The 20720-nt window shown below is 67.0% G+C and carries 17 protein-coding genes and 2 pseudogenes; 10 read left to right on the top strand and 9 right to left on the bottom strand.

The genetic code is table 11. From position 1 onward, the window contains the following. The first annotated feature begins 450 nt into the window (after positions 1–450). The 6 genes and pseudogenes from JJ691_RS15530 to JJ691_RS15505 all read left to right on the top strand — a co-directional run bounded on the left by JJ691_RS15530 (position 451) and on the right by JJ691_RS15505 (position 5592). Positions 451–1365, top strand: a complete 915-nt coding sequence (locus tag JJ691_RS15530; protein WP_249227950.1) for a COG4705 family protein — start codon at positions 451–453, stop codon at positions 1363–1365. A 562-nt stretch (positions 1366–1927) separates the two neighbouring features. Continuing rightward, entirely contained in the window at positions 1928–2695 is a 768-nt protein-coding gene (locus JJ691_RS15525) for a transposase (protein WP_211769471.1), read from the top strand. 127 nt (positions 2696–2822) lie between these two features. After that, positions 2823–3095: pseudogene (locus JJ691_RS15520) on the top strand (helix-turn-helix domain-containing protein); the annotation flags it as partial. A 156-nt stretch (positions 3096–3251) separates the two neighbouring features. Beyond that, complete coding sequence (locus tag JJ691_RS15515; RefSeq protein ID WP_211769470.1) at positions 3252–4205, top strand: helix-turn-helix domain-containing protein; 954 nt, start codon at positions 3252–3254, stop codon at positions 4203–4205. Between the two features lie 14 nt (positions 4206–4219). Then, a complete protein-coding gene (locus tag JJ691_RS15510; protein WP_211769469.1) occupies positions 4220–4681 on the top strand; it encodes a cupin domain-containing protein in 462 nt (153 codons plus the stop codon). Continuing rightward, positions 4678–5592, top strand: coding sequence for an NADP-dependent oxidoreductase (locus JJ691_RS15505; protein WP_249227949.1), 915 nt, complete (start codon positions 4678–4680; stop codon positions 5590–5592). The genes JJ691_RS15510 and JJ691_RS15505 overlap by 4 nt, the downstream gene beginning before the upstream one ends. An 11-nt stretch (positions 5593–5603) precedes the next feature. Here the strand turns inward: JJ691_RS15505 and JJ691_RS15500 are convergent, their stop codons facing one another. The 8 genes from JJ691_RS15500 to JJ691_RS15460 form a co-directional block, all read right to left on the bottom strand. After that, on the bottom strand, positions 5604–6293 hold the full coding sequence (locus JJ691_RS15500) for a transposase family protein (protein WP_256449433.1): 690 nt from the start codon (positions 6291–6293) through the stop codon (positions 5604–5606). Positions 6294–6415: 122 nt separating this feature from the next. After that, positions 6416–7180, bottom strand: a complete 765-nt coding sequence (locus JJ691_RS15495; RefSeq protein ID WP_211769468.1) for an IclR family transcriptional regulator — start codon at positions 7178–7180, stop codon at positions 6416–6418. Between the two features lie 14 nt (positions 7181–7194). After that, positions 7195–8520 carry an MFS transporter gene (locus JJ691_RS15490; protein WP_211769467.1) on the bottom strand — a complete coding sequence of 442 codons (1326 nt, stop codon included), beginning with the start codon at positions 8518–8520 and terminating at the stop codon, positions 7195–7197. 67 nt (positions 8521–8587) lie between these two features. Next, on the bottom strand, positions 8588–8926 hold the full coding sequence (locus JJ691_RS15485; protein WP_249227948.1) for an ATP-binding protein: 339 nt from the start codon (positions 8924–8926) through the stop codon (positions 8588–8590). A 287-nt stretch (positions 8927–9213) separates the two neighbouring features. After that, positions 9214–9837 carry an NADPH-dependent F420 reductase gene (locus JJ691_RS15475; RefSeq protein ID WP_211769464.1) on the bottom strand — a complete coding sequence of 208 codons (624 nt, stop codon included), beginning with the start codon at positions 9835–9837 and terminating at the stop codon, positions 9214–9216. Positions 9838–10226: 389 nt separating this feature from the next. Next, positions 10227–10961, bottom strand: a complete 735-nt coding sequence (locus JJ691_RS15470) for an SDR family NAD(P)-dependent oxidoreductase (RefSeq protein WP_211771497.1) — start codon at positions 10959–10961, stop codon at positions 10227–10229. A 391-nt stretch (positions 10962–11352) separates the two neighbouring features. Further along, positions 11353–12288, bottom strand: a complete 936-nt coding sequence (locus tag JJ691_RS15465) for an SDR family oxidoreductase (RefSeq protein ID WP_211769463.1) — start codon at positions 12286–12288, stop codon at positions 11353–11355. A gap of 52 nt (positions 12289–12340) precedes the next feature. After that, positions 12341–12973: an NADPH-dependent F420 reductase gene (locus tag JJ691_RS15460; protein ID WP_211769462.1), complete on the bottom strand. Its 633-nt coding sequence runs from the start codon at positions 12971–12973 to the stop codon at positions 12341–12343. A gap of 271 nt (positions 12974–13244) precedes the next feature. Between JJ691_RS15460 and JJ691_RS15455 the strand changes: the two genes are divergently transcribed. Beyond that, positions 13245–14138: a LysR family transcriptional regulator gene (locus tag JJ691_RS15455; RefSeq protein WP_211769461.1), complete on the top strand. Its 894-nt coding sequence runs from the start codon at positions 13245–13247 to the stop codon at positions 14136–14138. 118 nt (positions 14139–14256) lie between these two features. Then, positions 14257–14511: pseudogene (locus tag JJ691_RS53365) on the top strand (transposase domain-containing protein); the annotation flags it as partial. On the opposite strand, the gene JJ691_RS15450 reads toward JJ691_RS53365, so the two are convergent. Next, positions 14442–15410, bottom strand: coding sequence for an IS701 family transposase (locus JJ691_RS15450; protein ID WP_442912775.1), 969 nt, complete (start codon positions 15408–15410; stop codon positions 14442–14444). The pseudogene JJ691_RS53365 and the gene JJ691_RS15450 overlap by 70 nt on opposite strands. Positions 15411–15765: 355 nt before the next feature. On the opposite strand from JJ691_RS15450, the gene JJ691_RS15445 reads away from it, so the two are divergent. Next, a complete protein-coding gene (locus JJ691_RS15445; RefSeq protein WP_211769459.1) occupies positions 15766–16071 on the top strand; it encodes a CU044_2847 family protein in 306 nt (101 codons plus the stop codon). Beyond that, a complete protein-coding gene (locus tag JJ691_RS15440) occupies positions 16047–20525 on the top strand; it encodes a trypsin-like peptidase domain-containing protein (protein ID WP_306291373.1) in 4479 nt (1492 codons plus the stop codon). The genes JJ691_RS15445 and JJ691_RS15440 overlap by 25 nt, the downstream gene beginning before the upstream one ends. Positions 20526–20720 lie beyond the last annotated feature (195 nt).

The raw sequence follows: 20720 nt of genomic DNA, 5'->3' as shown, positions 1-20720 counted from the left end.
ACGGTGCGATCCGATGGGCGTCGGCGTTGTCGTGCGGGCCGAACACAGTTGCATGACACCGCGCGGCGTTGAGGCCGCCGGGTTCCTGCACGCTGCTGGGCAGTCTCCGCGAGGACGGCCGCTCGCGGCACGGTCCGTGAGGCTCGCTCACCGATCGCGTGATTTCCAACCCCAGTGCCTGAAACTGGCGCGGACCAGAACAGCGCGGTCCCCGACACGACCGAGCATGCGCGTCAAAGGTCAACCCTGGTCGTCGGCGTGGGGCTGCGGGACAGTGAGTCCCGCCGATCTCCCGGGCCACGGCATCCCGATGGAAGGACCGACGCCGATCCCGGTTCCGGCTCGTTCCGACATCCCACTTCCGCCCCGAAGTCAGACATGGGATGCGCGGACGGTTCCCATCCCATCACGACGTCCGGCCGCCTATGGCCGCATCGGAACGGAGAGCACATGAGCCAGACTCCAGGGGCGGAACATCTGGACCGCTACGTGATGCGTAAGCTGCCCCACGTCACGATATTGTTCTGGGCCCTGAAGATCGTCGCGGTGACGTTGGGCGAAACCGCCGGCGACCTGTTCGGCATCACCCTCCAGATCGGCTACGTCGTCACGGCGTTGGTCTTCCTTGCCTTCTTCGCCGTCGTCCTCACCGTCCAGGTCAGGGCCAAGCGGTTTCACTCGGCCGTCTACTGGGCTGTGGTGCTCGGCACCAGCATGGTCGGCACCGAGGTCTCCGACTTCATCGACCGTGGACCCGGTGACGGCAGTGCCGAGAACGGCATCGGCTACGGCTGGGGCGCGCTTGTCCTGACCAGCCTGCTGGCGATCATCTTCCTCGTCTGGTGGCGCACCGGGCAGACCTACGACGTGGAGGACATCGCCAGCTGCAAGGGCGAGATCCTCTACTGGGTGGCGATCCTGGTGTCCAACACGTTGGGCACGGCCAGCGGCGACTGGCTGTCCGACGAGACTGGCCTGGGCTTCGCCAACGCCTTCCTCATCATCGCCGGCATCATGGTGGTGATCATCGCCTTGCACTACCTGACCAACATCAACGGCATGGTGTTGTTCTGGCTGGCGTTCATCCTCACCCGCCCGCTCGGCGCGGCCGGCGGAGACTCCCTGATCAAGCCGGTCGACGAAGGCGGGCTGGGTTGGGGAACCCTGTGGGGCTCGGCGACCTTGTTCGCCCTGCTCCTCCTCCTGGTCGCCTATCAGACCCTCCGGGTCCGACAGCATCCGCTGGAGCCGCTGCCCTACCCGGTCAGCCGTCGAACCGGCCGCCCGCAACAACCCAACGGCGCGGTCACCACCCAAGTGCCATGTACCCGCACCAGTCTCGGCGTCACTGCCGAGCTGACCTGACGACGTCGCCGGCTCGGGTGACGTCGACCCGAAAACCCGGCAGCTGAACCACCGCCGGCTCGGCGCGCGGACCGTCGCCCGCGTCGCCGTGCCGCGACCCGAGAATCCGCCGGCCAGCCTCGGGAGGACGGATAGCGCTGGTGTGGCCGGCATGGCAGATGGTGGCGCCGATCGTGGTCTGGGTGACCTTGGGGTTGAGCGCGCCGGGTGTGCAGTTCGCGTCGCTTCGCTTGTCTCGCCGTCACCCACGCCTTCGCCGCGTTGCGGCTACTACCGATGACCGACCGAGAGAAGGACGTTGAGATCCTCGCGCTGCGCCCCACCAGTTCACTGTCTTGCAACGGCAACTCCACGGCCAGCGTGCGGGGCTGCCTCTAACTACCGCGACGCGGCGAGCCGCCTGCGCTGGCGCACCGACGAGGATGGCGGGCTGCCGCCCTCATCCCGCGCGATCGTCTCTCCCTACGGCCCCACAGCCCGCTACGCACGCCGCGGGCAGACCACCCGCTGGAAGGGATTCCTCGCCCATCTCACCGAGACCTGCTCGTCCGAGGGCGCGAACGTGATCACGGACGTGGCCACCACTGCGGCCACCACGAACGACACCCAGGCCTTGCCCGGCATCCACACCCGTCTCAAGCGCCGTGGCCTGTTGCCCGCCGAGCACCTCGTCGACGGTGGCTACACCTCCCTGGTCCACCTGGAACAAGCCGCCCGAGAGCACCAGGTCACCGTCACCGGACCGCTGCCGGGCAACCCCACCCGCCAGCACCGCCGCAACGAAGGCTTCGACCGAGACGACTTCCACATCGACTTCGACCGCCACCAGGTCACCTGCCCTCAGGGGCAGGTCAGCAGGGGCTGGCATGGCCCCTACCCGACATCCTCGCCCACCGCAGCCCCGCTGATCGTGGCGCGGTTCACCAGGGCCCAGTGCCAGCCTTGCCCGGTCCGCACCCAGTGCACCACCTCTCGCGACGGTGCCCGGAACGTCGGCTTTCCCCCACGAGAACTCCGCGACCTACAAGTCCGCGTCCGCGCCGAGCAGCACACGCCCGACTGGCAGGCCCGGTATGCGGTCCGCTCCGGAGTGGAAGGCACCGTCAACGAGTTCGCCCACGGACACGGCATGCGTCGGTGCCGCTACCGGGGACAGCCGAAGGCCCACCTCCAACATGTCTTCACGGCTATCGCCGTGAACATCGAGCGCCTCAGCGATCTACCACCATCCGGCGAGGCAACCTCGTCTCGGTCACCGACCGTCTTCCAGGACTTCCTGGACCAGCACGGGATCCCTCGGCTGAAGTCCTGGCGGGCCGTCAGCAGCTGAGCTCGACGATTACAAGATCACCGACAGAGTCAAGCTAAGGGCTGTCTCGTAACCCGGTGACAGGTGTGTCCAGGTGATCGTTGATCATGGTGGGATGCAGGTGATCACGGCATCGCGGTCGGAGTGAATCGCACCGTTCACCGGCCTGCAGCCTGGCCGGTTCCGCAAGCTCGTGCGCGTCGTGGCCCAGCGCGGCGGGGACGAGATCGCCGACGGCCGCCCTGGCCGGCAATGGCGACTGGACCTAGCCGACCGCGTGCTACTGGTCGCCGCCTACTGGCGCACCAACCTCACGATGCGCCAGATCGGACCGTTGTTCGGCGTCTCGCACTCCGCCGCCCATCGCGTGATCGACACCTTCGGCCCGCTACTGGCCCCAGTCCGGCGCACCAATTCCGATATCGGTGCTGCGCTCACCGTTCGGTCGTCGGTCGCCGGCGCGACCGAGCCGTTCACCGCGTGCACCAGAGCCTGGTAGAGCAGATGCGGGCCGGCGCCGTTGTGAGGGCCGCCGAACACCGTGCCTGAGCAGAAGTGTCGCCGTTATCGTTGACCGGTGATCGGCAACCTTGAGACGTTCCAGGACGAGCTGGCCGCCAGCGGGTTTCCGCCGCTGGTCAACAAGCTGGCCGGGGCCAGCTTCCGGGGCCGGATCGCCACCTGCGACCTCGGGCCGCTGCGGCTGGTCTCCCTCGACACGCCAGAGAGCGCCTGCATCGGGCGGGAGCGCGACGCCTCCGACGGCGAGAACCTGGCGGTCAAGGTGATGACCTGGGGCCGGACGCGGATCGAGCAAGGGCACGGCGACGCCGAACTCGGGCCGACCGATCTGGTGCTGCTCGATCCCACGCGTACGCTCCGGTTCGAGAGCACCGCCGCGGCGCACGTCACCATCCTGGTTCCGCGCCGGGAGCTTCGGATCCGGCCCGCGCAGATCGACCGGCTCATCGGCGTACGCATCGACGGCAGCCACGGCCCGGGCGCTCTCGTCTCCGTACTGGCCCGGGAGTCGGCGCGGTCGGCGACCGAGTTCCGGGAGGCGGAGGCGCTGCGGTCGGCGGCGGCCGTCGTCGAGCTGATCGCGGTTGCACTGGAGGCGCGGCTCGGCGACGAACAACCGGCCCCGGACGAGTGGCTGCGGGACCGGATCACCGGCTACATCGAGGCCCGGCTGGCCGATCCCGATCTATCCCCGCCCGGCATCGCCGCCGCCCACCACATCTCAGTACGCCGGCTGCACAAGCTGTTCGAGGACCAGCCGCTCACCGTTGCGGCCCTGATCCGCCGTCGCCGCCTGGAGCGCTGCCGAGCCGAGCTGACCGGAAGCGGACGTACTGTCACCGCCGTGGCCGCCCGGTGGGGATTTTCCGATCCCACCCATTTCAGCAAGCTCTTCAAGGCGACGTACGGCTACAACGCCCGCGCACTGGTAACCAGCAACCGTGCACCGACGACCAAGACGCGCACAGTCGGCCCAGGAAAGGATGGTGGTGACCAAGGCAGGCAATAGCAATAGGAGAAGTCGTGGCGAAGGTAAACATCGTCCGCCCCGGTGAGGGCGAGATCCTCGGCAGCGGGGCACAGCAGATCCGCATCCTGGAGAACGGCGAGCACACTGACCACCGACTGGGGTTCGCCGAGGTCACCATTCCGCCAGGCACCCCGAGCCCGTTGCAGCATCGCCACGCCCAGCATGACGAGGGCTTCTACGTGCTGGCGGGAACTTTCCGGTTCACCGTCGGCGAGGACCACTACGACGCCGGGCCGGGCACCTGGGTCATCGTGCCGACCGGGGCACCGCACACGTTCGCCAACGTCGGCGACGAGAACGCGGTCATGCTGAACACCTTCACGCCGGACCTGTATGTGCAGTACTTCCGTGACTTCAAGGCCATGATCGATTCCGGGCAGCCGGTCAACGCCGAGACCATGGAACCGCTCTGGAAGAACTACGCCACCGAGATCTCGAACGAATACGCCTCGTGAAGCGCCTTCAATACGACCGCTACGGCGGCCCGGAGGTGATGCGGCTCGCTGAGTTCGAGCCACCACGCCCGGGTCCGGGTGAGGTTCTCGTCCGCGTCCGAGCGGCGGCTTCCAACCCGTTGGACTGGAAGATGCGCAACGGCGAGATGAAGCTGATGACCGGCCGCTCCTTTCCCCGGGCGATGGGGCACGACTTCGCGGGAGTCGTCGAGGCGGTCGGCGCCGGCGTCACCCGCCTGAAGGCCGGCGAGGCGGTACTCGGAGCGGCTCGGTTCCGGCAGGCGGGGGCGTTCGCCGAGATGGTGACGGCCCCGGAGAAGGCGGTCGTGCTCAAACCGGTGGACCTTTCGTATGAGCAGGCCGCCGCCCTGCCGACCGTGGGCGTGACCGCCTACCAGGCCACGGCGGAAATCCGGCCCGGGCAGGCGGTCTTCGTCAACGGATGCCTGGGCGGTGTAGGCCGGGCCGCCGTCCAGTTCGCCCGGGCGCGGGGAGCCTCGGTCGCCGGCAGCTGCCGCAACCCTGCGACGGACGAGGCCCGCGAGCTCGGCGTCGAACCGGTCGTGGGTTTCGGCTTCGACCCGGCCGCCCTCGCGGAACGGTTCGATCTCGTCCTCGACACGCCCGGCATGCTTCCCTTCACCGCGGCCCGAACGCTGCTGAAGCCCGGCGGAACCATCGTCGACATCGTCCCAACCCCGGCCAAAATGATCAGAAGCGCACTGCCCGGCCCGTTCCGAGCGATGATGGGCCGGCCGGTGACCGCCGACCTGGAGGAGGTGGCCCGGACCCTGCGCCTGCCCATCGCCCGTACGGTCGCGTTGGCCGAGGCGATTCCCGCTCTGACGGAGCTGGAGCGCGAGCAGCGCCCGAAGGGCGGCAAACTGGTCATCGCCATGGCCGGAAGCTAAGCCGGGCCGAGCTAAGGGTGTCTCGTGACTGCTCTTGCCCGCAGGATTTTCCAGCACTTCATGCGCGCCAGCGCGTGTTCGATGCGGGCGCGGACCTTGCGGTGGATGGCGTTGAGATCTTCCTGCCAGTCGGTCAGTGTCCCGTCGGCGGGTTTACGGTAGGGCATGATCACGTCGGGGTTGCCCTGGTAGCCGCCGTCAGCCATCACCGGACGTCCGGCCAGTTTCTGGTCGATGCCGGAGGTGCGGTAGGCGGTGCAGTCGTTGCGGTTGCCCGGTTGTGGGTCGCTGGTGGCGATGACCAGGCGGGTGTCGGCGTCGATGGCCACCTGCACATTGGCGGAGTAGCGGTAATTCTTGCTGGGTGCGGCCAGTCGGTGGTCACGAGTGGGGACCAAGGTTCCGTCGACGATGGCGACCTGGTCGATCCGGCGGCGCCGGACCGGGGCCGGGGCCAGTAGCGGGCCGAGGGTGTCGATCACGCGATGGGCGGCGGAGTGCGAGACGCCGAACAACGGTCCGATCTGGCGCATCGTGAGGTTGGTGCGCCAGTAGGCGGCGACCAGTAGCACGCGGTCGGCTAGGTCCAGTCGCCATTGCCGGCCAGGGCGGCCGTCGGCGATCTCGTCCCCGCCGCGCTGGGCCACGACGCGCACGAGCTTGCGGAACCGGCCAGGCTGCAGGCCGGTGAACGGTGCGATTCACTCCGACCGCGATGCCGTGATCACCTGCATCCCACCATGATCAACGATCACCTGGACACACCTGTCACCGGGTTACGAGACAGCCCTTAGAGGACAGGGTGTTTCTCGCCGAGTGTGACTCAGTACCGGGCGGCCCGCTCGATCGCGTCGCGGGCCCGCGCCAGCGCGGCGATGATCCCGCGCTCGGCCTCGGGTGTCAGCCGGGCGATCGGAACTGAGCAGCTGATCGCGTCGACCACGGGGGAGTCGTAGCGCAGCGCGACGCCGAAGCAGCGCAGGCCGATCGTGCCCTCCTCGTCGTCAATGGCGTAGCCGCGCTCGCGCACCACGGCGAGATCCGCCAGCAGAGCCGGCCGGTCCAGGGTGTGCTCGGTCAGCCGCGGGGCGTCGGCCGGCACCAGCTTCTCGACGTCGGCGTCCGACCGCTCGGCCAGGATCGCCTTGCCCAGCGACGTCGCGTGGGCCGGCAGCCGGCGGCCGACCCGGCTGAACGGGCGCAGGTAGTGCCGCGACTCTCGGGTCGCGAGGTACACGACGTCGACGCCGTCGAGCCGGGCGAAGTGCACGGTTTCGCCCAGTTCCTCGGCCAGTGCGTCGATGTGTGGCCTGGTGACGGCCAGCTGCGGGTCGCCGTCTAGGTAGGAGGTGCCGGCGAGCAGCGCCCGCACGCCGATCGAGTAGCGGGAGCCGGTGGCGTCGGTGCGCACCCAGCCGCGGTTGACCAGAGTCTGCAGCAGGGCGTACAGGCTGCTGCGCGGCACATCGGTCCGCTCCGCGAGCTCGCGCAGGCTGAGCGGCCGCCCGTCGAGCCCGCCGAGGACCTCCAGGATGTCGACGGTGCGCGCCGCCGACTTCACATCCCGGACGCCCTTCTGCTCGGCCATGCCGCCATTCTCCCTCACCGCACCGAAGGCGCGGTGATCGGTGGATCGGCGGCGGCGCGCCGGCCTCGCACGAGCGCGACGGTGACTGCGCCGACCAGGGAGGCCGCCGACAGGCCGTAGAGCCCGCCGGCCGTGCTGCCGGTGGCGTCCTGGAAGTAGCCGAGCACCGTCGGGCCGACGAAGCCGCCGAGGTTGCCCAGCGAGTTGACCAGCGCGATGCCCGCCGCGGCGATCTTGAGGTCCAGCGATTGCTGCGCCATCGGCCAGAACGCCGAGGCCGCGCATTTGAACCCGGTCGCGCCGATGCACATGGCGACCAGTCCGAACCAGGGCGAGCCGACGGTGGCCAGCAGTGTGCCGACCGCCCCGACGACCAGGCCGACCGCGACCCACGGCCGGCGCACCTGCGTGCGGTCGGTGTGCCAGGCCAGCACGTACATCGCCACGATCGCGCAGATCCACGGGATCGCCGAGAGCAGGCCGATCTGGAAGTCGGACAGACCCGGGATCTTGCCGACCGTGCTGGGCAGCCAGAACGTGATGGCGTAGCCGGTCATCGACATCGCGAAGAACAGCCAGCACAGCAGCAGGACCTGTGGGTTGGCCAGCAGCTTCCACCGTGGGACCCGCTGCTTCGCGGCTTCTTTGCGGATGAGCTCGTCCCGTTCGACGGCCGCGCTCAGCGCCATCTTCTCGTCGTCGGTCAACCACTTCGCGTCCTTGACCCGCGAGACCAGGAAAACGCCGGCGAGCACGCCGATGAGCACGGAGGCCCCGCCCTCCAGCAGGAACATCCACTTCCAGCCGGCCAGCCCGCCGAGGCCGTGCAGCTCCAGCAGGGCGCCGCTGATCGGGCCGGTCACGATGTAGGCGGACGCCGATCCGCCGAGGAAGATCGCCGTCGCCCGGCCGCGCTCGGCGTTCGGCAGCCACTTCGTGAAGTAGTAGAGGACGCCGGGGAAGAAGCCGGCCTCGGCCACGCCGAGCAGGAAGCGGAAGAGGTAGAACGTGGTGGCGTCGGTGGTGAACGCCGTCGCGGCCACCACCAGGCCCCAGGTGATCATGATACGGGTCAGCCAGATCCGCGCGCCGACGCGTTCCAGCAGCATGTTGCTGGGCACCTCGAAGATCGCGTACCCGACGAAGAACAGGCCGGCGCCGAGCCCGTAGGCCGCGGCCCCGATGCCCAGGTCGGTTTTGAGGTGGGACTGCACGAAGCCGATGTTGGTGCGGTCCATCTGGTTGACCACCAGCATGAACACCACCAGCGGCAGCATGCGCCGGAAGAACTTGGTCACCGCCCTGCGGTAGGCGGGGCTCTCGGAAGCCACGGCCGGCATCTGCGCCTCCGTCCCGTCGACTGACCGTCGTCTACATATGAAGACAACAGCTTGGGATGTGGTCACGCTAGGAACCGGGACTCGCCCTGTCAACGCCTGGCCGGACATTCCGCGAGGTTCGCTCAGCGGGGGGGAGGACCAACGTGAAGGTGGCCCCGTGCCCCGGTTCGCTGTCCGCTTCGAGCCGCCCGTCGTACCGGTCGGCGATGTCGTTGACCAGGGCCAACCCCAGGCCGTAGCGCCGTCGGCCGAACCGTTGGCCGCCGGAGCGGAAGCAGGTGGTCAGCTCGGCGGCCGCTCCGGGCGTGAGCTCGATCGCCGTCACCAGCGCATCGGACCAGCGGCAGGCGGTCACGCCATCCGGGTCGAGCCGCATCAGGTGCGCGGTGTGCGAGACGACGGCCACCGGGTCCCACCGGGGACCAGAAGCGCGCGTCCGGAACCTGCTTGAGCTGGCGCGTGGCCGGTAGTCCCTTCGCGGCCGCGAACGCGGCAATCGCCTGGTCCAGCGACTGACTCGGTGAGCCGGCGGGGATGACGGCCTGCCGCGCGGCGACCTGGGCTTGCAGGTCACGGGTCTGGCCGGTCAGGGCGTCGATGGCCGGCTGGAAGTCGTCCAGGGAGTTGACGCCCCAAGGCAGCGAGGACCAGGGCGCACGGCGCCCTGGTCGCCGACTGCTCGGCCCCCGGGGCTCAGCCGGTAAATTCGTTGACGCCGAGGGCGAAGTCCCAGTGGCCAACCCCGTTGCCGGCGAGGCCCACCGTGACCACGCCCACTCCTTCCAGCCAGTGCGCCATTTTCAGGCCGCCGACGTCCAGCGGGCGCAGCCCGAGGCTCTCGACGAATGCCGCCACGCCCGCCTTGGCCTGCGCATTGTCGCCAGCGATGAAGACGTTGGGCCGGCTCTTCTCCAGGACATTCCGGAAGATGGTGTTGAATGCCTTCACCACGCTGGCGCTGGCCGGGGCCACCTTGGCGACTTCCTGCGCGATCGAGGTCTCCTCGCTGTGGGCCAGTCCGTCGAACGTGGCGTTGAAGGGGTTGCTGATGTCGACGATGACCTTGCCCGCGAGGGCGTCTCCGTACTCGGCGACGACCGGAACGACACCGTCGTACAACAGGGCCGTGATGACGATGTCCCCGGCCGGGACGGCGCCCCACTTGCCCGTCGTCGCGCCACCGCCCAGAGCCTTGGCCAGGTCATCGGCCTTGGACTGATCTCGTCCCATGACCTCGACGGTATTGCCGCCCGCCACCGCGAGCGTGCCGATGGTGCGGGCCATGTTCCCCGTGCCGATGAGGGTGATGCTGCTCATGAGGTGTGCTCTCTTCCTGTTCTCGAGGTGTCGCTCTGTCTCGTTCGTGCCGGGTCAGGCGCAGGGCGTCGGCCGCGACGTTTCTGGGCCAACTGCCGCGCCTTTCCCGGCACCTCCGGCTCGTCTTCCGCCGGCAGCTGGCGCCAAATATGGTCATCTCGGCAATCTTGCCGTCCGTGTCGAGCGGGATGTAGTTCATTCAGAGCCTTGCTTCACGAATGACACTGCTTCACCAGTAGACGCCAACCGGCGTCCACAAATCATCGACAGCACGCGAATTCGGCGACCGCGCAACACTTCGGCGTGTTGCGGATGTCCGCGTTCGAGATCAGTTCGTTGTGGCGACTGGGTGGTTGTGGGGTGTGTCCGCGGCATTCCTGGTGCGTGGATCAGATGGCGGTGGTGCCGCCGTCGGTGAGCAGTTCCAGGCCGTTGACGTAGCTGGAGTCGTTGGAGGCGAGGAACAGGGCGACGGTGGCGATTTCTTCGGGGCGGCCCATCTTTCCACGGGGGATGAGGGACTCGAATGCGGCCTTGGTTGCCTCGTCGAACAGTTCTTCCTGTTTGGCGGTGGCGACCTGGCCGGGGGTCAGGACGTTGACCCGGATCTTGCGGTCGCGCAGTTCGTTGAGCCAGACGCGGGCCCAGGCCTGCTGGACGGCTTTGCTTCCCGCGTAGAGGCTCCAGCCGGGGAAGGCGCCGAGGGAGGCGTTGGATCCGGTCATGAAGATCGAGCCGTTGTCGTTGATCAGCGGCAGTGCCTTCTGCACGGTGAACAGGGTGCCGCGCGCGTTGAGCCAGAAGGCGCGGTGGAACTGTTCCTCGGTGATCTCGCCGAGGACGGCGGGTTCGCCCATCCCGGCGCTGGCCCACAGCACGTCGATCGAGCCCTTCTCCCGCTTGACGGTGTCGTACAAGCGGTCCAGGTCGTCCAGTTCGGCCGCGTCACCCCGGACGGCGGTGACGTTGCGGCCGATCAGCTCGACGGCGTCGTCCAGTGCTTCCTGCCGCCGGGCCTGGATGAAGACGTGCGCTCCTTCCTCGACGAACAGTTTGGCGCCGGCCAGTGCCATGCCGGTGGATCCGCCGGTGATCACCGCTACCTTGCCATCGAGCTTTCCCACGATCACTCCGTTGAATTGATGGGTATCCGAAACAGTTCGGTTCTTATATAATGACGGCCCGATCACGCCTCGTCGGCCGGAAGTCGACGTCGAGTTCGGCGCGGCCGGAGCGGTAGCTGCCGGGACTCGGGCTGGAGATCGGGTCGCGGCCATCCGTACGTATCGTCGAACAGTGTGCCCGGGGATCGCCGGATGCGTGGTGCGGTTCCGCGGGCGGCAAAGCTGGCCCAGATGATGTCGAGAATGCACTGCACAGTAACGGCGACCTTACCGAGTACATGCGCTACCGCCTGGCCCAAGAACGCCGTCGTGTCCACGAAACCCGCTACCTCGACGGGCTCATCCCCCAAGCTGCGTGATCACTCCACGAGATTCGGCTCCGTCCATGCCGTCAGCTGGCGGAGAAGTAATGGCCGTTGTTCAAATCGGCGAGCAGGCTGGGCTGAACGGGTTCCCAGCCGAGGGTTCGGCGGGTGATGAGGTTGGACGCCGGGTAGTTCTGGGTGACTATGTTCGCGAGGAACCCAAAGTATCCCGGCAGCATCAGTACGTCTGCGGGAACGCTCACGGCGGGCAGGCCCAGACGGCTGCCAATGGCCTCGGCGATCTCGCGGAACGGGATGCCGCCGTCCCCGATCGCGTGCCAGTATTTGCCAGCCGGACCCTTCTCCAGCGCCAGGCGGAACAAGGAGGCGGCATCGCGGATGTGCACGGCGTTCCACAGGTTCGCGCCGTCTCCGGGGTAGCCGACGAAGCCCTTCTCCTGCGCGAGCGCGATCAGCTGCACGAGGAAGCCGGCACGATCGGTCGTGCTGTGCGCGATGTTGGCAATCCGCACGACCGAAGACCGCACGCCCCGCTCGGCGAGGCCGACTACGGCGGTTTCCACGACGTTACGAACCCGCAGGGTGCCCTTGTGCTCATCACCGCCGGGAAGGGCCAGGTCCTCCTCGGTGGCCGGCCGGCCCAGGTTCCCGGGCGAGCCAATGCTCCCCGCCGCGACCAGCGGCTTTCCGGTTCCCGCCAGTGCCTCGCCGTACGCGAGCATGATCGGGAGCTCCGCGGCGGCCACGGCGTCGATCCCGCCGGACGGAAGCAGGTCTTGCCTGTGCGCGACGTGGATGACACCGTCGGAGTCCGCGGCCGCCTCCTTGAGCCCGTCGAGATCATCGAGGTTGCCGCGACGCACCTTCGCGCCGAGCGCGGACACCGCCGCCGCGGCCGTGTCGGACCGGGCCAGGCCGGTGACCTCATGTCCGGCGGCGATGAGCTCGGGGATGATGTACGAACCGGAATGGCCGGTCCCGCCAGTGACGAAAACGCGCACGCTACTGCTCCTTGTAAATGATGTGGCGCGATAAGTGGTGGTGCGGGTGCGTTCAGCTGAGAATGCTGACGCCAAGGAAGAAGTTGGTGTGCTTGACGGAGTGGGCGACGAGGCCCAATTGCAACAGGGCGACGTTCTCCAGTGTCCGCGCCATTGGCAGCTGCCCGGTGTCCAGCGGGCGCAGTCCCAGGCTCTCGATGAACGCCGACACGCGTGTCTTTGCCTGCGCGTCGTCGCCGGCGATGAACACGTCCAAGGGGCGACCATCGGCTGGGCCGGCGGCCAGAACATGGGAGAACAGGGTGTTGAACGCCTTGACGACATGTGCGCCGGCGGGGGCGGCCTTGGCGATCTCCTGCGCGCCGGAACTACCGTCGGGGGTGACAAAGCCCGTGAAATCGGGGGAAATGGGGTTGGTGATGTCGATGATGACCTTGTCATGTAGTGCGTCCCCGTACTCGCTCATCACCGCCGCCGCGCTGGCGTAGGGCACGGCGAGGATGACGATGTCCCCGGCCGGGGCGGCGCCGGCCGTCCCGACAGTGGCGCCGCCGAGCGCGGCGGCCAACTCCTTGGCCTTGGCCTGGTCGCGACCGATGATCTCGACGGCGTTGCCGCCGGCGAGCGCCCGGTCAGCCAGGGCGCTGGCCATGTTCCCCAGGCCGATGATGCTGATGCTGCTCATGGAGTGCCTGCTTTCTCGAGCTGGACTGGACGCCATGCCCACCCCGTCGTTGTTAACGGTTGTGTCGTCGACGCCGTCGAATGGCGCGATGGACGGGCTCGATTCCTGATGTGCTCATTCTGGGTCTGGGCCCTGCTGTCAAGTCCCGATGTCGAATTCTTATGCCGAATTCGCTCGGGCCCCATTAACGATGCCATTTGCTTGAGCGGGTGTCCAAGACTTCTTTCAGTCGTGGTGATAACCTGGAGGCATCACCGGACCGGGAGGCGCCATGGATCTGGACCTGCGCAAACTGCGCTACTTCGTCGCCGTGGCCGACCGGTTGCACTTCGGCCGCGCCGCCGATGAGCTGCATATCGCGCAGCCGGCGCTCAGCCGCCAGATCCGCGCGCTGGAGCAGGATCTCGGCGCCTCGCTGTTCACCAGGGACCGCCACGGCGTGGAGCTGACCGACGCGGGTCGACAGTTGCTGGCCGACGCCGGTCCGCTGCTCGCCTCCGCGCACGCGGTCCGCCGCCGGGTGTCCGTGGCCGCCCGCGGCAGCCGGCGGCTGGTGGTCGGCTTCCGGGCCGGCATCCCGGTCATCCCGGCGACGCGGGCGTTCGAGGCCCAGCATCCGGACGTGGTCGTGGACGTGCAGCGGATGGAATGGGACGACCAGGCCCCGATGCTGCTCGACGGCCGCGTTGACGTCGGCTATGTGCGGCTGCCCATCGACGAGACCGGCCTGCGCCTGACTCCGCTGTACACCGAGCCGCTCATGGTGGTGCTGCCCGCCGGTCACCGGTTGGCCGGCAAGGAGGAGGTCACCGAGGCTGACCTGGCCGGTGAGCCGCTGGTCTGGCACGCCGACCCGAGCACGCAGCCCACCAGGCGCCCGCACCCCGACTCCGGGCTCCGGGTGCGCGGGATGGAGGAGACGCTCGAGCACGTCGCGGCCGGCCGGGGCATCTCGTTCGTGGGGCGTTCGGCGACCGTGTTCTACTCGCGTCCGGACATCAGCTACGTACCCATCCCGGATCTGCCGCCCGACCAGGTGTGCCTCGCGGTGGCGGCATCACGCACCTCGCCGGTGGTCGAAGACTTCTTCACCGCGGCGCAGGCGACGGCCGAGATCACGGCAGAATGTGGGAACCATGATTTGGGTGCGGCTGTCGTGAAGTGATCACGCGGCCTGTGGGATGAGCCCAATGCCGCTTGGCTTAGTTTGATCTTGGTGGTCCTGGTGTCCGGATGATGACAGCCAGGCGGCATGATCATGTGTCGTGGCGCAGGATGCTGGGATGGCTGCCGGTGGCCGGTTGACGGACTGGATCTCGCTCGGGGTGCTGACCTCGTCGGTCCCTCGTGACTCCGTCGACGAGGCCATCGCCGTGACCGGCAAACAGGCCAAACGCAGCGACGGCAAGCTCCCGCCGCACGTGATGGTCTACTTCGTGATGGCGATGGCGTTGTTCGCCGAGGACGACTACGAGGACGTCGCCGCGCGGCTGACCGACACACTCACCATGTGGGGCTGCTGGCAGGACCAGTGGAGCGTGCCGACCTCGGGTGGGAGCACCCAGGCCCGCCAAAGGTTGGGACCGAACCGCTTAAAGAACTGCTCGCCCAGGTCACGGTTCCGGTCGCGGACCAGATGACCCGTGGGGCGTTTCTGGGGTCCTGGCGGGTCGTAGTGCCGGTCGACTTTCAGTCCGTGCCCGGTGTGCATCCGAATCCAGGATTTCGCCGGGACCTTCGCCGCGAATCGGGCGGCGGTGAAGCGGCCCGCCAAGGTGGTGGCGGTGTGGTCGGTCTTGACGGCCAGGGCGTAGTCGAAGCCGAGTATCCGGGCGGTGCGTCGCAGTTCGAGGTTGCCGTAGACCTCGTTGCCGGTGAACCAGCGGGCACGTATGCCCAGTTCGCGGGTGCGGTGCAGCATGACGGCGGCGAGCTGGGGCTTGGTGGCGAAACAGACCCCGTCGGGCGCGTGCCGCAGCAGGCGGCGCTCCTCGTCCTGCGCCCAGGCGGCGGGCAGGTACAACTCCCGGTAGATCAGCGCGTGGCCGCGCAGGGTGGCGTAGGTGAGGTGCACGGCGACCTTGTACAGTCCGATCCCGCCGAGCGCGCCGGAGTGCTGGTGAGCGGCGCCCACGCAGTCGATGGGGGACTTCTCGTCCCCCGTCTCATCGACCACCAACACAGCCTCGTTGTCAGTGAGTTCACCTGACACCCAGGAGGCCAGCCGGTCACGGCCCAGGTCGTAGTCCCACGAGCCGTGGGAGAGGAAGCGCTGCAGCCGGTACGACTCGTCGTGGCCGAGCGCCTCGGCGAGCGTCCAGCAGTTGCGCCGCTCCAGCTCTATCAGCATCGCCTCGGCCATCTCCCGCGCCAGCAGTCGCGAATCACGACTCGGGAAACAGTCGGCCATCAGCGCCCCGAACGCCGCCCTCCACACCTGATCGGCTGTCGTGGCCTCCACGGCCACCTGATCATTAAACTTCGTCACAAACGCTCATGATCATGGTGGCCGTTCCCACACCCACAGGCACCTGCCCACCTGCACGGACGCATCGACGATCAACGACTCGCACCAGCCCCGTGACCAGCGACTTCAAGATGGCGGATCTTCATTGCCGCCGGCCTGCGCAAACATGCACGTGACACCAGCCAACCACTGACCACCCTCGGCATCACGTGATCAAACAGGCGCAACCGCGAGAACGACGGAGCCCTGGCCTCTTGGTGACGCCGCGGCATCCGGGACGATACGCTGTGTCGTACGTGGAACCGAGAGAACGATGGGGGGATACGTGGCGTCACAGGTCGTTTCGTATGAGGTCGAGGGCGGCACCGAAGTCCGATTCGAGATTGAACCGATCGATGAGTGGCATCAGGTCGGCTCCGAGCAAATCGTCGGCAAGATTCGCGAGGCCGTGGCGCCAGCTGTGGAAGGAGCGCGAGCGGTGCTAGAGCAGGTCAGAGCCTTGCAGCCGGGTGAGGTGCAGGTGAAGTTCGGAGTAAAGGTGACGGGGACGGCGAACTGGCTGGTCGCCAAAGCCGCGACTGAGGCGAACTTTGAGATCACGCTGAAGTGGCCAGCGGCGAACACAACGTGAGCACGACGGATACCAGCCCTCGGCCTGGGGCGGATGCGTGGGTGGCTGCGATCCATGCTGGAGAGGGGGACCGGCGTCCGCTGGGGTCCGGATTCCTGGTCGATGGTTTACGAGTGGTGACTTGCGCACATGTTGTGTTCGAGGATGGGCGTCAACGGTCAGAGCTCTGGGTGGCGTTTCCCAAGGCGCAGGCCCTAATGCGGCGCCGTCGCGTCCGAGTGCAGGAGGTGGTGGCCCCCGCGTTTGAGGATCACGACATTGACGACGTTGCGGTTCTGATCCTCGCCGAGCCGATTCCCGAAGAGTACGCGGCGCGGTTGCGTGAACCAGAAGTTGGGAGCCTCGTGCACCGCCGATGGTGGGCGTTCGGGTTCCCCGACGGGATGCTAGGCAATTCCGCCGACGGATTGGTCGGAGAGGAAATCGGCTACGGCTGGGTACGGCTGGACACTGGTTCCCGATACGGTGTCAAGTCCGGATACAGCGGAGCTGCACTATGGTTGCCAGACTACGACGCTGTGGTAGGCATGGTGGGCCAGGCCCAGGGCGCGAACGGAGACGCTAGGGCGATCACCTTGCGCGCCATCGGCGAGTGCTTGCCCGAGCAGAAGCTTCATTTGCTGACCGGCTGGTCTGCGGAGGCCGCTGGCGAGAGCGCCCTCGCGGCGTGGGGCTGGAGCCTGGCGGAGGACACGGAAGCAGGTCGGCATTGGCGCCCGCGTGCCCGTGGGGTGAGCACGGATGCTGAACGCGGATTCCGATTCCATGGACGCGCCGCAGCCTTGACCGAGTTAGTTTCCTGGATCAGCGGGGACCTGGCGCGGCGGCAAGTACTCGTAGTCACGGGATCCCCCGGGGTGGGAAAGTCTGCCGTGCTTGGGCGCATTGTCACCACCGCAGATCCCGGCATCGCTGCAGCGCTCCCCGCCGCCGATTACGCGGTACGAGCACCTCTTGGCTCGATTGCGTGTGCCGTACATGCCAAAGGTAAGACTGCATTGGACGTGGCTCGAGAGATCGCCCGTGCGGCTTCCGCCTCGGTACCCGATCAAGTTAGTGACCTTGCCCCTGGGCTACGGGGAGTACTGCCGCAGCGTCCGAAGAGGACGTTCGCCGTGGTGATCGATGCACTGGACGAGGCCACCAACGCGCAGGAAGCACGGGCCATCATCAGTCGGATCGTATTGCCCTTGGCGGAGACGTGCGCGGACCTGGGCGTGCGTGTAGTTGTGGGCAGCAGACGCCAGGACGACGCCGGCAGTCTCCTGTCGTGCTTCGGGGCCGCTGCCCGGGTTTTGGATCTAGACAGTCCTGAATACTTCTCGCAGGCAGATCTGGCTGAATACGCGCTGGCGTGCCTTCAACTTTTCGGTGACGAACGCTTGGACAATCCCTACAACGACGAACAGGTCGCTACCCCCGTTGCGGAACGTATCTCGACCCTTGCTGCAGGTAACTTCCTTGTGGCTGGTCTCGTCGCCCGTGCTCATGGCATGCACGACACCCGGCCAGTCAACCTCGATGAGCTTTCGTTCTCCCCCACCGTCGACTCGGCTCTGCGTGATTTCATTGCCCTACTACCGCCCGTAACGAACGGGCTGTCAGCCAGTAAAGCACTCACCGTCCTCGCGTTCGCCGAGGCTCCAGGTCTTCCCCTCGCCTTATGGGGCACCGCCATCACTGCACTTTTTGGCCTGACCATCAGCCAAGCAAGCCTCCGCTCCTTTGCGCGATCCTCGGCGGCGAACTTCATCGTCGAGACGAGCGAGGCTGGGCGGTCCGACAGCGCATTTCGTCTCTTTCACCAAGCACTCAATGACGCACTACTTCATGAGCGAGCCGACATGTCGGACCGCATCACAGATGAACGTGCTCTCGCGCGATCCTTCATTGCCCAAGGCCGGGCCATCGGCTGGCACGCCGTGCCTCACTACCTGCTCCGCTCCTTGCCGCGCCACGCATCCCAGGCTGATGTAATCGACGACCTTCTCGCCGACAATGCCTATCTCCTGTGCGCCGACCTGCGCCGAATTATCCCTTTAGCGACAACCGCGGCAACGCCTCTAGGCCGCGATCGAGCCGAATTGCTACGCAAGACGCCGCACGCGATCGATGCAACGGCCGAAATTCGCGGTGCCCTGTTCGGCATGACCGAAGCGCAGGAGGGACTGGGCAACGCGTTCCGAGGTTACGCAGTCATGGGGCCCTATCGGGCCATCTGGGCCGCGGTGACACCTCAAAGCGAAGAAGCCACTCTGGCTGGACATACCGGCCGGGTATACGGGGTGTGTGCGGTTGAGGTGGAGGGGCGTTCTCTTCTTGCCAGCGCCAGCGACGATCGTACGGTCCGGCTTTGGGACCCCGCCACCGGCGACCACATCCGCACACTGGAAGGTCACACCAGCGCGATCCAGACGGTGTGTGCGGTTGAGGTGGAGGGGCGTTCTCTTCTTGCCAGCACCAGTCGCGATCGTACGGTCCGGCTTTGGGACCCCGCCACCGGCGACCACGTCCGCACACTGGAAGGTCACACCAGCGCGATCCAGACGGTGTGTGCGGTTGAGGTGGAGGGGCGTTCTCTTCTTGCCAGCACCAGTCGCGATCGTACGGTCCGGCTTTGGGACCCCGCCACCGGCGACCACGTCCGCACACTGGAAGGTCACACCAGCGCGATCCAGACGGTGTGTGCGGTTGAGGTGGAGGGGCGTTCTCTTCTTGCCAGCGCTGGCAATGATCGTACGGTGCGGCTTTGGGACCCCGCCACCGGCGACCACGTCCGCACACTAGAGATCCAGACGGTGTGCACGATTGACGTGGAAGGGCGTTACCTCCTTGCCAGTGCCGAGCACGACGGCACAGTGCTGATATGGGATCCGGCCACCGATACCCGCGCCCGCAGTCGCCCCGGGAACTGGACAGCAGAGATATACGGGCACACCATTCTCGCCACCGCCGAGCACGACGGCACAGTGCTGGTATGGGACACTACCGCCCACAAGCGTTTCCGAAGCCCCCCCGCGCGGAGCAGCGCCAACACGGTCTGGGCAGTGTGTGCGGTTGAGGTGGAGGGGCGTTCTCTTCTTGCCAGCGCTGGCAATGATCGTACGGTGCGGCTTTGGGACCCCGCCACCGGCGACCACGTCCGCACACTGGAAGGTCACACCAGCGCGATCCAGACGGTGTGTGTGGTTGAGGTGGAGGGGCGTTCTCTTCTTGCCAGCGCTGGCAATGATCGTACGGTGCGGGTTTGGGACCCCGCCACCGGCGACCACGTCCGCACATTGAAAGGTCACACCAGCGCGATCCAGACGGTGTGTGTGGTTGAGGTGGAGGGGCGTTCTCTTCTTGCCAGCGCTGGCAATGATCGTACGGTGCGGCTTTGGGACCCCGCCACCGGCGACCACGTCCGCACACTGGAAGGTCACACGAGCCGAGTATCTGGGGTGTGCTCTGTGGAGGTGGACGGCTGCACTCTCCTTGCCAGCGCCAGCGACGACTGCACGGTGCGGCTATGGGATCCCATCACCGGCGGGAACCCCCAAAATGACGACCCCAGCCGCGTTACCAACCTATGCACCGTGGAGGTGGGCGGGCGTTCTCTTCTTGCCAGCGCTGGCAATGATCGTACGGTGCGGCTTTGGGAGCCCACCACCGGCGAGCTTCTCCGTACGTTGGAAGGCCACACCAGCACCGTCTGGGGGGTGTGCATGGTGGAGGTGGAGGGGCGCACCCTCCTTGCCAGCGCGAGCGACGATCGTACGGTGCGGCTTTGGGAGCCCACCACCGGCGACCTCGTCCGCACCCTGAGAGACAAGTTCAACGGGATTTGGGCGATGTGCAGGGTAAAAGTGAGCGGGGACAACCTGCTCGCCACCGCTACAGACTCCCTCGGACGTGTGGTGCGACTGTGGAACCCCGTCACTGGCAAAGTAATCCGGCACTTGAAGGGCCACACTAGCTCGGTCGTCGGGGTTTACGCGGTGGAGGTTGAGGGGCGCACCCTCCTTGCCAGCGCCAGCAGCGATCGTACGGTGCGGCTTTGGGACCCCGCCACCGGCGGCCACATCCGCACCTTGGAAGGGCACACAGGGTGGGTTACCGCAGTGTGCACACTAGAGGTCGACGGGCGTACCTTGCTCGCCAGCACCAGTCGCGATCGTACGGTGCGGCTTTGGGACCCCGCCACCGGCGGCCACATCCGCACCTTGGAAGGGCACACAGGGTGGGTTACCGCAGTGTGCACACTAGAGGTCGACGGGCGTACCTTGCTCGCCAGCACCAGCAACGATCGCACGGTGCGGCTTTGGGACCCCAGGGTCCAGCACCCCGTGATGGACATCCCGGTTCGCCAGACCGCTCAGGCTATTATCGCTGTCGACGGTCAGTTGATTGTGGGGCTGAATGGTGGAGTCCTGGCGGTGGGGATTACTCAAGCATCTCTTAAGGACTCGTAGCACGATCTTGTGGATGTGTGCTGGCTGGCCGTGACCAGGTTGACGATTCCGCCGTTCGTGAGGGTTTGTGACGACGTTCAATGATCAGGTGGCCGTGGAGGCCACGACAGCCGAGCAGGTGTGGAGGGCGGCGTTCGGGGCTGTGCGTGCCGAAACTACGTCCAAGCAGTTCAATCGGCATGTCGGTACTCGTGG

The organism is Kutzneria sp. CA-103260 (assembly GCF_018263855.1).
Lineage (GTDB): Bacteria > Actinomycetota > Actinomycetes > Mycobacteriales > Pseudonocardiaceae > Kutzneria.
This window is presented reverse-complemented; position numbering and strand designations above follow the sequence as displayed.

Coding starts and splice junctions, on each gene's coding strand:
- JJ691_RS15530 (WP_249227950.1), top strand. CDS start 451: ATGAGCCAGACTCCAGGGGCGGAACATCTGGACCGCTACGTGATGCGT.
- JJ691_RS15495 (WP_211769468.1), bottom strand. CDS start 7,180: ATGGCCGAGCAGAAGGGCGTCCGGGATGTGAAGTCGGCGGCGCGCACC.
- JJ691_RS15490 (WP_211769467.1), bottom strand. CDS start 8,520: ATGCCGGCCGTGGCTTCCGAGAGCCCCGCCTACCGCAGGGCGGTGACC.
- JJ691_RS15475 (WP_211769464.1), bottom strand. CDS start 9,837: ATGAGCAGCATCACCCTCATCGGCACGGGGAACATGGCCCGCACCATC.
- JJ691_RS15460 (WP_211769462.1), bottom strand. CDS start 12,973: ATGAGCAGCATCAGCATCATCGGCCTGGGGAACATGGCCAGCGCCCTG.
- JJ691_RS15455 (WP_211769461.1), top strand. CDS start 13,245: ATGGATCTGGACCTGCGCAAACTGCGCTACTTCGTCGCCGTGGCCGAC.